The organism is uncultured Dialister sp. (assembly GCF_937959425.1).
GTDB lineage: Bacteria > Bacillota > Negativicutes > Veillonellales > Dialisteraceae > Dialister.
On record NZ_CALGPS010000077.1, the window covers coordinates 1 to 14,216 of the forward strand.

The 14,216-nt window shown below is 53.9% G+C and carries 14 protein-coding genes and 1 pseudogene; all 15 read right to left on the reverse strand.

Annotated elements, in window-relative coordinates:
- Positions 1-104 precede the first annotated feature (104 nt).
- Entirely contained in the window at positions 105-278 is a 174-nt protein-coding gene (locus tag Q0482_RS03000) for a hypothetical protein (RefSeq protein ID WP_299143205.1), read from the reverse strand.
- A 222-nt stretch (positions 279-500) separates the two neighbouring features.
- Entirely contained in the window at positions 501-2,648 is a 2,148-nt protein-coding gene (feoB, locus tag Q0482_RS03005) for a ferrous iron transport protein B (protein ID WP_299143206.1), read from the reverse strand.
- Positions 2,649-2,662: 14 nt separating this feature from the next.
- Positions 2,663-2,884, reverse strand: a complete 222-nt coding sequence (locus tag Q0482_RS03010) for a FeoA family protein (protein WP_291055810.1) — start codon at positions 2,882-2,884, stop codon at positions 2,663-2,665.
- Between the two features lie 16 nt (positions 2,885-2,900).
- A complete protein-coding gene (locus Q0482_RS03015; RefSeq protein ID WP_299143209.1) occupies positions 2,901-3,113 on the reverse strand; it encodes a FeoA family protein in 213 nt (70 codons plus the stop codon).
- Between the two features lie 385 nt (positions 3,114-3,498).
- Positions 3,499-3,915 (reverse strand): flavodoxin domain-containing protein, encoded by a 417-nt coding sequence (locus tag Q0482_RS03020; RefSeq protein ID WP_298025829.1) that lies wholly within the window; start codon positions 3,913-3,915, stop codon positions 3,499-3,501.
- A 12-nt stretch (positions 3,916-3,927) separates the two neighbouring features.
- Entirely contained in the window at positions 3,928-4,401 is a 474-nt protein-coding gene (locus tag Q0482_RS03025; RefSeq protein ID WP_291055800.1) for a dihydrofolate reductase, read from the reverse strand.
- Positions 4,398-5,192 carry a thymidylate synthase gene (locus Q0482_RS03030; RefSeq protein ID WP_299143212.1) on the reverse strand — a complete coding sequence of 265 codons (795 nt, stop codon included), beginning with the start codon at positions 5,190-5,192 and terminating at the stop codon, positions 4,398-4,400. Before Q0482_RS03030 ends, Q0482_RS03025 begins: the two co-directional genes overlap by 4 nt.
- 378 nt (positions 5,193-5,570) lie before the next feature.
- On the reverse strand, positions 5,571-7,856 hold the full coding sequence (gene recQ / locus Q0482_RS03035) for a DNA helicase RecQ (protein WP_299143213.1): 2,286 nt from the start codon (positions 7,854-7,856) through the stop codon (positions 5,571-5,573).
- 580 nt (positions 7,857-8,436) lie between these two features.
- A complete protein-coding gene (gene jag, locus Q0482_RS03040; protein ID WP_299143216.1) occupies positions 8,437-9,249 on the reverse strand; it encodes an RNA-binding cell elongation regulator Jag/EloR in 813 nt (270 codons plus the stop codon).
- A gap of 332 nt (positions 9,250-9,581) precedes the next feature.
- Positions 9,582-10,235 (reverse strand): annotated as a pseudogene (locus tag Q0482_RS03045) (YidC/Oxa1 family membrane protein insertase); the annotation flags it as partial.
- A 184-nt stretch (positions 10,236-10,419) separates the two neighbouring features.
- The gene (gene yidD, locus Q0482_RS03050) at positions 10,420-10,629 is read right to left on the reverse strand and encodes a membrane protein insertion efficiency factor YidD (RefSeq protein ID WP_291055788.1); all 210 of its coding nucleotides are present in this window, start codon (positions 10,627-10,629) and stop codon (positions 10,420-10,422) included.
- A 1-nt stretch (position 10,630) separates the two neighbouring features.
- Positions 10,631-11,008 (reverse strand): ribonuclease P protein component, encoded by a 378-nt coding sequence (rnpA, locus tag Q0482_RS03055; RefSeq protein ID WP_299143222.1) that lies wholly within the window; start codon positions 11,006-11,008, stop codon positions 10,631-10,633.
- Positions 11,001-11,138, reverse strand: a complete 138-nt coding sequence (rpmH, locus tag Q0482_RS03060) for a 50S ribosomal protein L34 (RefSeq protein ID WP_008860520.1) — start codon at positions 11,136-11,138, stop codon at positions 11,001-11,003. The genes rnpA and rpmH overlap by 8 nt, the downstream gene beginning before the upstream one ends.
- A gap of 643 nt (positions 11,139-11,781) precedes the next feature.
- On the reverse strand, positions 11,782-12,648 hold the full coding sequence (locus Q0482_RS03065) for a DMT family transporter (protein ID WP_299143225.1): 867 nt from the start codon (positions 12,646-12,648) through the stop codon (positions 11,782-11,784).
- Positions 12,649-12,944: 296 nt separating this feature from the next.
- Positions 12,945-13,454, reverse strand: coding sequence for a flavodoxin family protein (locus tag Q0482_RS03070; protein WP_299143228.1), 510 nt, complete (start codon positions 13,452-13,454; stop codon positions 12,945-12,947).
- Positions 13,455-14,216 lie beyond the last annotated feature (762 nt).

Here is a 14,216-nt window from a genome sequence, read left to right on the forward strand (position 1 = left end):
TGGGTGGCGAGCGCAGCGAGCCGGAAGGGGTCAGCTGCCTGCGGCAGCTGATATACAAAAGGTGCTGTGAAGAAATGATTTACATTTTTTCACAGCCCCTTTTTTTATTTCTTTTTCAAGCCGCCGTGGAGCTTCATCTTCCGCTCCCGGCAGGCAAGACATTCTCCGCCCCCGCCGCAGCAGCTGCCGCCGCCCAGGGTGACACGGAAAATATGACGGCAGGCAAGGACGAAGAGAATGGCAATGATGGCCAGCAGGGCATAGGTGCCGATGCTCATGGATATCCTTCCTTTCTGATGACACGCCTTGGGGCGTGAGAGTTCTTAAGATTGACGGCCCCTTCGGGCCGAGGGTTCTTAGGTTTAACAGCCCCTCCGGGGCTGAGGGTTGTGGTGGCGGCTGACGCCGCCTATTTTGGGAAACACTGATCCATTCGCAGAATCGAATTTCATATGTATTTTTATCCAACGCTGCGTCATCAGTCTCTTTTAGAATGCCGCTCACGCTTTGGCTCCGGCACCTTCTACTGTTTCTTCCTTAACCTTTGGTGCCGGTCTGAGGATGAAGTAGAGACCTGTGAGACTAAGGGCAATGGAGAGGATCTGATAGATACCGAAATCAAAGCCGTAGAAGAGCCAGCCGCCCAGGTTGTAGGCGATGAAGGCCAGGGAGTAGCCCAGGATGACCTGGAAGCCGATGGCCAGGGCTGCCCATTTCCTGTCTCCCATTTCCCTGGCAATGGTGGCCATGGCCACGATGCAGGGCGGGTCGAAGAGGTTCAGGATCATGTAGGAGAAGGCAGCAATGGGGGTGAACATACCGGAAATTCCGGCCATGACCACTTCATCTTCCGCTTCCTTGGCTGCGCCATTTAATACGGCCAGGGTGCCGATGGCGCTTTCTTTCGCCATTTCTGCTGTAATGACGGCCACGGCGCCTTTCCAGTCACCCAGGCCCAGGGGTGCGAAAATCCAGGAAATCATGTGGCCGAATCCTGCCAGCATGGATTCTTCCATATCATCCACCATGTCCATGGTGATGTTGAAGGAGGAGACGAACCAGATGATGACGCAGACCGCAAAGATAATGGTGCCGGCCTTGATAATGAAGCCTTTCGCCCTTTCCCACATGTGGATGAGCACGCCCTTCATGGATGGCATGTGGTACGCCGGAAGTTCCATAACGAAGGGAGCCGGTTCTCCGGCAAAGGCGGAAGTCTTTTTCAGCGCAATGCCGGAAAGGACGATGACCGCAATGCCCAGGAAGTACATGGACGGCGCCATGAGGACGGAATCCGGGAAGAAGGTGGAGGTAATCATGGCAATGATGACCGCCTTGGCGGAGCAGGGGATGAAGGTGCAGAGCATAATGGTCATGCGGCGGTCCCGCTGGTCCTCAATGGTTCTGGCCGCCATGACTGCCGGCACGCCGCAGCCGCTGCCCACCAGGATGGGGATGAAGGATTTGCCGGAAAGGCCGAATTTCCTGAAAATACGGTCCATGATGAATGCCACCCGGGCCATGTATCCCGAATCCTCAAGAAGGGAGAGGAAGAAGAAAATGCTTAAAATCTGGGGCACGAAACCAAGCACCGTACCGACGCCGCCGATGATGCCGTCCACCACCAGGCTTTCCAGCCAGTCCGGCGCTTCAATGGCCGCCAGCATATCCGATGCAGCATCGGAAACGATGCCGCCGAAGAAATCATCATTCACCCAGTCCGTCACCGGTCCGCCGATGAGGGAGCAGGAAATAAAATAAACCGCCGTCATGATGAGGAAGAAAATGGGCAGCGCCAGGATACGGTTCGTCACCACCCGGTCGATTTTGTCGGAAACGGTCATGGTGTGGGCGGCGGTCTTCCTCTTCAGCACGGAGCTGATAATCTTTGCAATGTAGGCGTAGCGCTGGTTGATGATGATGGATTCGGAGTCGTCGTCCATTTCCTCTTCGCAGTCTTTGATGTGGCCTTCCAGATGGCTCACGGTTTTCGGGTCAAGCTGCAGGGCCGCTGTGGCGTCTTCGTCCCGTTCAAAGACCTTGATAGCGTACCAGCGGAGGAACCGGTCCTCCACCTTCGGCGCAATGGTTTCTTCAATATGGGCAATGGCATGTTCCACGCTGCCGGTGAAGACGGAGGGGAGGCGGACGCGCTTTTTGGCTCTGGCCGCTTCCACTGCCCTTTCAGCTGCTTCCATGCAGCCCTTTCCCTGGAGGGCGGAAATTTCAACCACTTCGCAGCCCAGGGCTTCTCCCATTTTCCTGACGTCGATGGTGTCTCCCCTCTTTTTCACCAGGTCCATCATGTTCACTGCCATCACCACAGGAAGACCGATTTCGATGAGCTGGGTGGACAGATAGAGATTTCTCTCCAGATTTGTGCCGTCGATGATATTTAAAATCACGTCGGGCTGTTCATTCACCAGGTAATTCCGAGCCACCTTTTCTTCCATGGTGTAGGGGGAAAGGGAATAAATGCCGGGGAGATCCTGGATAATGACATCCTTATGCTTTTTAAGAAGGCCGTCCTTCTTTTCCACCGTCACGCCGGGCCAGTTTCCTACGTACTGGGAGCTGCCGGTGAGTTCGTTAAACAAAGTCGTTTTCCCACAGTTCGGGTTGCCCGCCAGGGCAATTCTGATTGACATGTACGATTTCCCCCTTACTCCACTTCAATGGCTTCCGCTTCATTTTTGCGGATAGACAGTTCATAACCCCGGACGGTGAGCTCCACCGGATCTCCCAAAGGAGCCACCTTGCGCACGTACACTTCGGTGCCTTTGGTAATTCCCATATCCATAATGCGGCGGCGAAGGGGGCCTTCTCCATGAATCCGCTTCACTGTAACCTGCCCTCCTACGGGCACTTCCTTCAATGTTTTCATCTCAGATATCCTTCTCTCAATAAAATATCTTCCGGGCCATGGATTGATCCAGGGCCACCCGGCTCCCCTTCGCCTGGACGATGAGGTTTCCGGCCATATGACTCACAATAAGCACCGGCGAATCCACCACAAAACCCAGTTCCGCCAGGTGCTGGCGCACATCGTCCCGTCCGGCAATGCGCCGAATGGTGACAGTGTCCCCTTCCTTTGCAAAAATAAGAGGCATCATATTTTCTTCCCCTTTCTATATTACTGATAACTGTTCTCGTTACTACGGCCCTATCATAAGCCTGCCATGCCTTATTAGTCAATAATACAAAATATTTTTTATATGGTATCCCATATTTAAATATTTAAGCATGCATTCTCGAATTAGGATTTTATTAATTATAATTCTTATTAACTTTCAAATTTGAATCATTTAATCTAATAAATTCGATATTTGAAATTGTCTTTTCGGCTTCCTTGAAATATAAATTCCTCCAAATATCCTTGAAATTACCGAAGATTTCATCAGATACCATTATATGACCGTCAAAAGCGTCTCCTGTCATCCCGATTCCAGCCCTTGGCAGGGCATCAAAAAAGCAGCGCCCCAAAGCGCGGCTTCATTTTTATTTCCTGATGATTTTCCGTGCAAAGATTTCCGCGTCCAGCAAATCCTTTTTATCCGGATGGCCTCTGTGGAAGAAGAGGAACTTGCCATGGCAGTGGAAGGTTCGGGTGTCCATGGGAATCCCCTTTTCCGAAAGGAGCTTTCCTATTTCCTCATCGCTCTTCCCGCCGCCCAGCATGGCGGTACTGAAGAAGACGGCCTTTCCCACCTTGGACGCATCCAGGCTTTCCACGAAATCTTTCACATGGCTGTCAATGTGGCCTTTGTAAATGCCGCTTCCGATAAAAAGGAGATCCACCTTTTTATCCAGTCCCCTGTCCGTGGTTTCCGCCCGTTCTCCCGCTTCCCGGGCAATGGCCTTTGCCACCTTTTCCGTGGCGCCGCCGCGGCTGTAATAGCGTACTGCAATTTTCATAGTATCCCTTCCTTACTTTCTTTTGTAGGTACAGAAGTCATGAGGAATGTCCCCTTCTCCCGCCGTTTTTTCCGTGAGCTGCCATTCCTTTTCATCAAAGGGCGGGAAGAAGGCGTCTCCCTCATAGTCTTTCATGACTTCCGTAATGTAGAGGGTGTCTGCATGGGGCAGCATTTCCCTGTACATGTGCTCGCCGCCGATGACAAAGTTCTCCCCCTCCGGCAGAGCGGCCAGCAGGTCTTCCACCGTGTGGAAAAGGAGCACCCCCTCCGGCGCTTTGTACTGCCTGTTTCCTGTGAGCACATAGTGAGTTCTTCCGGGCAGCACCTTCGGCAGGCTTTCAAAGGTTTTCCGTCCCATGATGATGGGATGGCCCATGGTAAGGGCCTTGAACCTTTTCAAATCGTCGGACAGATGCCAGATGAGGCGGTTTTCATTTCCAATGACCCCGTTGGACGCCCGGGCCACAATGATGGAAAGGCTCATACGGACACCTCCATGGCAATCTTATCATGATGTTTGTAATTTTCAAGCACAATGTCTTCCGGCTGGAAATCGTAGAAATTGCGGACGTCCGGGTTCAGCACCAGCTTCGGCGCTTCATAGGCGTCAGGGAGACGCGAGAGCTGTTTTTCCAGGGCTGCCGCATGGTTTTCATAAATGTGGGCATTATTGATGACATGGGTGAAGAGGCCGGGACGAAGGCCGCTCACCTGGGCAATCATATGGATGAGGGCGGCGTACTGGGCCATGTTGAAGGGCACGCCCAGCCCCATGTCGCCGCTTCGCTGCACCAGCATGCAGTTCAGCCTGCCGTCATCGGACACATCCCACATGGTGAGGAAGGCGCAGGGATAAAGAGCCATGTCCGGCAGATCCCCCGCATTCCAGAGATCCACCACCATGCGGCGGCTCTGGGGATCCTTCTTCAGCGTTTCCAGAAGGGTATCTACCTGGTGGTACTTGGCCAGCTGGTAGCCGTAGGCCTTGCCGATGGTGCCGTCTTCCCGCATCCACTCGTCCCAGATGTGGCAGTTCCATTTCTGTAGAAGACGGACATCGTTGGACTGCTTCTGCCAAATCCAGAGTATTTCCTTCACCGCCGTCTTAAAGGCAACAAATTTCGTGGTGAGGATGGGAAATTCCTTTTCCAGGTCAAACTGCATGATCTGGTGGGGCAGCTTGTAGGCCGGCATGCCGGTACGGTTCTGCCCCAGCTTTCCCTTTTCCAGTATATTCTTTACAATGCCAAGGTATTCTTTATCTGCAAGGCTCATAGGTCCTCCTTTGGTTAGTTTCATTTGAGAAAAAATGCAGTGCGTTATAAAGTGCAGAAGGTTGACGGGGCTGCGCCCCGAAGGTTCTTAAGGTTCTAAAGTTTGATAGGCCTTTGGCCTGAGGGTTATGGTATCGCCCATGGGGCCACTGCGTGGCCCAGGTTCAGAGGGCTGCCTCCCTTTGGGCTAAAAAGGTTCTTAAGATTGACCGGCCAAATGGCCGGAGGGTTCTCAGGTTTGACAGCGGCCTTGGGCCGCTGAGGGTTGTGGTATCGCTCCTTCGGAGCGATGAGCATATATGCCGCCTTTGGCGCCCACCTCGCCAGCCCTGCGGCGCCAAAGGTGCGTCCCCCTTCGGGAATACAGCTGCCTGCCGCATTATCTCCCCTTGATTTTCTTATAGTTCTCCACGGCTTTCCGGAATTCCGTTGCCTCTGCCGGGGGAAGGGAGGAAAGGACATGGCTGTCGCCGCCGGAGAGGCGGCGGAGGCTTTCTTCGGAGAAGAAGTCTTCCGCCGGAAGGCCTGCTTTGTCCGCCAGCCGGTCCCTTGCCTTTTTCAGGAAAAGGAAGTAGGCCCCCTGGAGAATATCACCGGAAACAGGCGCTTCGGCAGGAAAGCCCCTTCCCAAAATCTTCAGGAAGGGCACGCCGTAGGCCGCCGCTTTTTTGGAGCCGATACCCCGGATGCGCTTTAGCTCCTCCAGGGTGGAAGGCCGCTGGAGCACCATGGATTCCAGAATGTCATCGGAGAAAATGGACTTGGGCGCCTTATGGAACTCTCCTGCCATGCGGCGGCGGAGATCCTTCAGTTCATTCAAAAGCAGGCTGTCCTCTTCATTGTCCGTTTCCTCTTCCCTTTCTTCTTCCCCTTCCTCACCGCGAAGGACTTCCAGGAAGCGGGTGCCGTATTTTTCCAGCTTGAAGGCGCCTACGCCGTGCACCTTTCCCATGTCTTCCAATGTCTGGGGCTTCAGGGCCGCCATGTCTTCCAATGTGGCATCGGAAAATACCACGAAAGGCGGCACCTGTTCTTCCCGGGCGATGCGGGTGCGGAGGGTGCGGAGCTTTTCAAAAAGGCCGCCCCGGCGGAGAGGATTCCTGTCGATTTTCCTTTCCACCGCTGCGTCTGCCATGGCGTCTTCCGCGCCGAAGGCAAGACCCATGACCGTTTCCTTTCCTGCCAGCACGTTCTTTGCTTTATCCGTAAGCTTCAGTACTGCATAGGGCTCCCCTTCCCGCCTCAGATAGCCGTCGGCCAGGAAATTATTGAGAGCGCTCTTGAGATGGGTGACCTTCACGAAGGACAATTTTCCAAAGGTGGGCGTGGTTTCCAGTTTCCTGTCCAAAATCATGCGGGAATGGCTTCCGTGAAGCACATCTGCAATGACGGCAGCGCCGAAGCGCTCGTGAAGGGAGCGGATGGTGCGGAACACCAGGGAGGCGGTGTCGGTAATGTCCACCTTCCCCTTCCCGCTTTCGCAGTTGCCGCAGTGGCCGCAGGGCTCCTGCACCTTTTCGCCGAAGTAGGCCAAAATGAAATTCCGAAGGCAGGAGGTGGTCTGGCAATAGTCCACCATGGCATTCAGCCGGTGATAATCCATTTTCCGCTGGTCTTCATCCTGGTTTCCCTGTTCGATGAGATAGCGCTGGATGCCTGCATCCCTGCTGCTGTAGAGAAGGATGCATTCCGATTTTCCGCCATCCCGGCCTGCCCTGCCTGCTTCCTGGTAGTAGGACTCCAGACTTTTAGGCATCTGGTAATGGATGACATAGCGCACATTGCTCTTGTCGATACCCATGCCGAAGGCATTGGTGGCCACCATGACCGTTACGTTATCAAAGGAGAAATCCTCCTGGGCCTTCCGCCGGGCTTCATCCTCCATGCCTGCATGGTAGCGGCCTGCGCTGATTCCCCGGCGCAGGAGCAGGCTGTACACCTGGTCCACCGCCTTTCTGGTGGCGCAGTAAATAATGCCGCTTTCCTTTTTATGGCTCTTCACATAGCGAAGGATGAAATCCTCCTTCCCCGCCCCCTGGATGACCCGGAAGGACAGGTTCGGCCGGTCAAGGCCAGTGCGGAACACCTGGGCCTTCTCCAGCCCCAGGCTCTGCTTCATATCCGCCTCCACCACAGGGGTAGCGGTGGCCGTAAAGGCTGTCACCACCGGCCGGCGGGGCAGGGAATCAATGAAATCCTTGATTTTCCGGTAGGAGGGGCGGAAATCATGGCCCCACTGGGATACGCAGTGGGCCTCGTCGATGACGATCATGGAAAGGGGCACCTGGGCAAGGCACTGGGTGAAATAAGAGGGTTCCAGCTTTTCCGGCGCCATGTAAAGCAGCTTGATTTTCCCCCGGTACAGATTCCGGAGACGCTCGATGGACTCCTCGTAGGGAATGGTGCTGTTCACAAAGGAAGCCGGAATGCCCTGCTCCGTCAGGGACTCCACCTGATCCTTCATCAGGGAAATCAGAGGGGAAATAATCACCGTGCCGTAGGGAAAAAGAAGGGCCGGAATCTGAAAGCAGATCGACTTTCCCGCTCCCGTAGGCATAATGGCCATGACGTCCTTCCCCTGCAGAATGGCCTCGATCACTTCCTGCTGCCGGGGCCGGAAGGAATCATAGCCGAAGTACCGCTTCAGCAAATCAGAAGGTCCCATGTTTTCCTCCTCTCCTTTTGGTTTATATTTATCTTTATAATTATATCATATGCAGTGACAGGAAAGGGGTGACACTCTTCCGGATTCGGCGGGCGGCTGTATTCCCGAAGGTTGACGCCCGCTGACGCGGGCGAGGGTTGATGGCGCTATTGGGCCTCTGGCCCTCAGCGCCAAGGGTTCTATCCGGGACCGGCTGACGCCTCCCGGATGGGTTGAGGGCCTTCGGCCCAGGGAGTTATATAGTACCACTGCGTTGGCGAGGTACGGCGCCTTACGGCGCCATTTTGTAAGCCGCTTCGCGGCAGTTTTCCGCCGTCAGGCGGTATATCATGGCGCCCGACAGGGCGCCCACATCGCCAGCGCAGCGATGCTTTATAACTCCCGAGGGCGGGAGCCCTCCACCCGCCTGTAAGGCGCAGCCGATCCCGGACAGAACCCTTGGGGCCCAGGGCGTCAGCCCGGCGGCCCCATCAACCCTCACGCCCGTAAGGGCGTGTCAACCTTCGGGAATACAACCAAGCATCGTAAGTGACGCATCAAAAAACTCCCCAAAAAGGGGAGTTTTTTGATGCCACAAGAGTCAGTCTTTTCTCTTGATGACTACATAGCGGTGCGGTGCTTCGCCTTCACTTTCGGTGGTGACGGCGCCGTCATTCTGCAGTGCCAGATGGATGATGCGGCGTTCGCCGGCAGCCATGGGTTCCAGTTTTACCGCTTCGCCGGTCCGTTTCACCTTGCCTGCCAGTCTTCTTGCCAGGGCTTCCAGGGTGTCCTTGCGCCGTTCCCTGTAGTTTTCCACGTCAAGAAGGACGAAGTAGTGGTGGTGGAAGGCTTTGCCGGCAGCCAGGTTGGTAAGGTACTGGAGAGCGTCCAGTGTCTGGCCATGCTTGCCGATGAGGATGCCAAGGCCTTCGCCGTGGAGGTTCAGGAGAATCCGTTCTTCGTTCATCATGCATTCCATGGTGACGTCCAGGTGCATGCCCTTGAAAACGGAAGCCAGGAATTTCTTCGCTTCTTCAGCGGTTTTGTCCTGTTCTTCCTGTTTGAAAACGAATTCGTCCTTTGTTTCTTCCTTCGCCGCCTCTTCAGCTTTCTCTTCCGGAGCCGGCGCCGGTTCTTCCGGCTTCTCTTCAGCCTTCTCTTCCGTTTTTTCTTCCTGGAGGGGTTCTGCCTTTTCTTCCGCCTTCGGTTCTTCTGCCGGTTCTTCCGGAATTTCTTCGTCAGGGGCAGAAATATCTACCACTGCCATTTTCTTGTGGATGAGTCCGAAAAGTCCGCTGGAGGGCTGTTCCACTACATGAACGACAGCTTCCTCGCGGCTGATGCCCAGCTGCTTTAAACCTTCTTCTACAGCTGCCTCAATGGTTTTTGCGGTGATTCTCACTGTTTTCATTTCTTGTCTTCAGCCTCCCCGGAATCCTTGGACCCTTTTGTATCGGAAGGTGCTGCTTTGGCAGCGTCTTCCTTTGCAGGAGTATCTGCAGCGGCGGATTTCTTTTCTTCCTTTGCTTCGGAAGAAGCATCCTTTTCTGCAGAGGCTTCTTTATTTTCTTCGCTGTGCGCTTCTGTGTCGTCTGCTTTTTTCTTGACAACCTTCTTGATGACTCTCTTGCGAATCACCTTTTTCTTCTTCGTTTCCTTCAGGTTTTCCTGCTGCACGTCGCCGTGAACGGTGACTACGCCCTTCTTGGGAGCGGTGCCTTTGAAGCGGTCCACCATTTCTTCACGGAACATGATGGTCTGCTGCACCAGCTGGTACAGGTTCACCACGATCCAGTAGATAACCAGGCCGCTGGGGAAGTTCAGGGACATCCAGCCGATCATGAGGGGCATGACCAGAAGCATGGTTTTCTGGTTTCCCGGTGCATCCTTCGGTGTGGTCTGCCAGGAAATCACGAAGGTGGAGGCAGCGGAAAGGATGGGCAGGATGTAGGTGCTGTCCGGTACGGCCAGACTTTCCAGCCACAGGAAACTTTCGTGGGCCGGGTCATAGGGGAATCCCTGGAGGGCATAGTAGATGGAAACCAGGAACGGCATCTGGATGAGAAGAGGGAGGCAGCCGGACATGGGGTTGGCCCCGTGTTCCTTGTAAAGTTTGCCCATTTCTTCCCGAAGTTTCTTCGGGTCGTTTTTATACTTCTTCTGCACCTGCTGCATCAATGGCTGGATTTCCTGCATAGCCTTCATGGATTTGATCTGTTTCACGGCCAGCGGAAGGAGCGCTGTCTTGATGATAATGGTCAGAACGATGATGGCAATCCCGTAGCTTGGGAATCCCAGGTCATCGGTCAGTTTGTAGGCATACTCCAGGCAGATACGCATAATGTCTGCAAGGAAGCCTACAAAATTGCTCAGAAGCGGAATCTGAAAATCACTCATTATTACTCCTTGTACGGTCTTCATTTCAACCGTTGAATCACGGACTTCTGCATTTCAAAGTCCGCTCGATTTCATGGGTGGCGGTTTTCCGCCTGCTTCATGTTATGGAAATGGAAAATACTGCCAAAAAAGTGCAGGAAATCCTGCCTTGGGAAATCATTGCTGTACAAAAAAAGCAGCCACTTCACCGCAAGGGATCATAGCCGCCTTTGCAAAATGGATTGCAGCGGATAATCCGTTTGACTGCGAGCCAGCTGCCTTTCAGGGCACCGTATTTTTCTATCGCCTGCAGGGCGTATTCACTGCAGGTAGGTGTAAACCGGCAGCAGGGAGGCTTCAGTGGAGAAATGAACATTCTGTAAAAGCGGATAAGCGCCATGAGTACAGTTTTCATATCAATGCTCCAGAATCCCGGCCTTTCGCCATAATGCCAGTATGGCCTTTTCCGCTTCCTTGTAGCCTGCGCTCGTAAGGAACGAGCCGGCCAGAAGGACGGCTTCATAGTGGGGAGCCAGTTCATGCCGGTGGAGGCGGTAAACCTCCTTCATCAGTCGTTTGGCCCGGTTGCGGGCAAAGGCATGACCGATTTTCTTCGTCACCACAAAGCCCATGCGGATCTCGCTCCTTCTGGATTTCACCAGATAAAGAAGACCCGCCCGGTTGCTGAAACGTCTGCCCTGGCGATAAATTCTTCGGTAGTCCCTGTTCTGTCGTATACGGGAAGAGCGGGGAAGACTGAAATCCGCCTTTCCCTTCTCATCTAGATTAGGCACTTAATACCTTTCTGCCCTTTGCTCTTCTTCTCTTCAGAACAATACGGCCTGCTTTTGTTTTCATACGAGCGCGGAAACCGTGAGTCTGTTTTCTCCAGTGGTTGTTCGGCTGGAATGTCATTTTTGCCATGAGTAACACCTCCTTACATGCTGGCAGTGCCATTTTTCGCACACCATAACAGAATAATTATATCCAAGTCGGTGGTGCCTGTCAATGAGAATTCCTTGACAAAAATGGGGTGACACTGGATACGCCGGATTGGCACTGCGGCGCTTACCTGTATTCCCGAAGGTTGACGCCCGCTCACGCGGGCGAGGGTTGATGGGGCCGTCGGGCCTTTGGCCCTGGGCCCCAAGGGTTCTGTCCGGAATCGGCTTCGCCTTCCGGACAGTTTGAGGGCTCCGCCCAGGGTAGTTATATAGTACTGTGGAGGTCCTGCATAGGACCTCCAAGTCAGCCGAAGTTGGCCCATAGCCTGCCCATAAAAGGGCCTACCTTTTAGTCGGCTGACCGTGTCGCTGGCGATGTGGGCGCCCTGCCGGGCGCCAATTTATATGCCGCCGACAGGCGGTATTTACACTGGCGCCGTAAGGCGCCGTACCTCGCCAGCGCAGCGGTACTTCATAACTACCCTTTGAACCCATCCGGGAGGCGCCAGCCGGTCCCGGATAGAACCCTGCCAGCCCAGGGCCGCAGGCCCGGCGGCTGGCTCAACCCTCGCGCCCAGAGGGCGCGTCAACCTTCGGGAATACAGAAAGCACCACCGGTGTCTCTACTCCCCCTCACTCTTTCTCGTCTTCCACAGCAGCATGGCGCTTCCGAAGACGATGACTGCGCCTCCTGCCCAGGAAAAAAGGGTAAGCCTTTCTCCCCAGAGAAGCCATCCTGCCAGGATGTGGAAGAGAATGCCTGTGTACATGGCAAAGGTGACAATCACCGGCGGAATGTGGGTGCAGCCCCAGGTAAGGGCCACCTGGGCGAAGAGGGCGGAGAAGGACATGAAGAAAATCCATATCCAGTCCGTGCCGGAAGGAAGCACCATCTGTCCCACCATGAGGATGGCACCGCCTATCATGGAATAAAGCTGGAAATAGAAAACGATTTCCGCCCCGGAATGTCCTCCCTTTTCCGTAAGCCTGCCGATACAGGTATAGGCAGAAGCGGTGCAGAAGGAAGAAATCACACCCAAAAGGGCGTACCTGTTAAAAGCTTCAAAGTTCCATACCTGAAGCACCACAGCGGCGCCGGCGGCAATGGTGATGAGCCAGGGTACCACCTTCCCGGAGGGCGTGGTTTTAAGAAAAATGGGAGACAGAATGCACATGAAAAAAGCGGAGAGCTGCACCAGGATTTCCGCATCCCCCAGCTTCATTCCAAGAAGGCTGTAGAAGAAAAGAAGGATGCCAAAACCGCCGAAAAGGCCTCTCAGATGAAGCAGCAGCCTGTCTTTTCCGGAAAATACAGGCTTCCCTTCATGGCGGGCAATGAGGGGAATAAAAAGGAGCCCCGCCAGCCCGCGGATAAAGGTAATCTCCCCCATGCCCAGAGGGGCCAGTACTTTGGCGCTCACGTCCATAACGGTAAATAAAAAGGCCGCCAGTATGGAGGCGGTAATCCCCAGTGTCATTTGTCCTTTCATCTAACACCTGTCTTTCGTGGTTAATGTATCAAATGACTCAAATCGACGGAAAACTGTTTTCCCGAAAAAGGTTCAAAGGGTGTGGTATCGCTTCTTCGGAGCGATGAAGTATATAGGCCGCTTCGCGGCAGCGAGGCTTCCGCCGATAGGCGGCATATAAAACGGCGCCCGGCAGGGCGCCTTCCTCGCCAATCGGTCGGGCGATTAAAAGAAAGGCCCTTTTATGTGCAGACCAAGGGCCAACTTCGGCCAACTTGCACCCCCCTTCGGGAATACAGGTAAGCGCCGCTATTGTCTCAACAGCCTGCTTTTTTCACCATATCCAGCGCCCAGGCAGCGGCATTCCTGAAATCTTCCTCATTGGGATGCTTTTCCGCTTCCTCCAGCCGCGCAAGCCTTTCCGGCGTCATGGGATGGACCTTCTGGGCATGTTCGCTCCGCTTTCCGATGTGGAAGGAGTGAACCCGTCCCTGGCAGATGAAGGTGCCAAGGCAGGTGGAATCCTCCGGAAGGAGAGCGGCGGCATTGGCCAGGTAGTCCCTGGCTGCGGTGGAATCGGGATAGGTACCGGCGGTGCCGTAGATGGCCACCTTTTTATTATGAAGGGAAGCAAGGGTTCTCCTTGCCGCCATATCAGCGCCCCGGCGGAAGCCCCAGAAGCCCACGAATATCACATCATAGCCGGACGTATCCTTTTCCCGCCCCTCTTCTACTATATCCTTTTCTCCCGGAAGGGCATCAAAAATGGCCTGTGCCACGGCTTTCGTATTTCCTGTACGGGATGACCATAAAACTAAAGATTTCATAGCAGTTCCTCCTCTGCGTTTAAAAAGAATATAATATTTCCCTTTCCCTATCATACCTAATGCAGAGGGGTTGTGTCAAAAGCCTATGGGTTATGGGTAAGTGGGCTGGTGAGCTGGTGGACTAGTGGACTAGTAAGAGTCATCAGCTATTCTTACCAAGATTCTTCGTTTCCTTAGATTGACCGGTGTAGCGGGGGCTGTGAAAAAAATATAAATTATTACTTCATAGCCCCTTTTTTGCGCTTCGCCTATAGATTCAAAAAATTCTCAAAATGACAGTAAGTTGTTCTCCGAATCGTCATCTCGAGCGGAGCTGCATGTCGATATGAGGACAAAAGTATTTGGCTCTATTGAGACTCAGAGCCCCGAGATCTCCCGTCACAGTGTGGCTTGTCTCATTTTGGCGTGAGATTTCTCCACTCTGTGGAGACTCTGCATAGAGTCTCCAAGTCAGCCGAAGTTGGCCTCCAGCCTGCACAATAAGAGGCTTTCCAATTGGCGGCTGACCGGCTACGGTCGAAATGACAATGAAGCGGAGTAAGTGTTTGTGTCAATTTGTTCCTTGCAAAATAACGATTAGGCGTCTGCCGCCAGATTGTCTAACTATCTGATAGAGACTCAATCATTTTTTCACAGCCCCCAGTCACGTAACGCCGGCTTTATACTCATCGCCCGTAGGGCGATACCACAACCCTCAGCCCTGCAAGGGCTGTCAGTTGAGTAGACGGAATCAGATTACTCTGTCCGCCCCTCACAGAACCG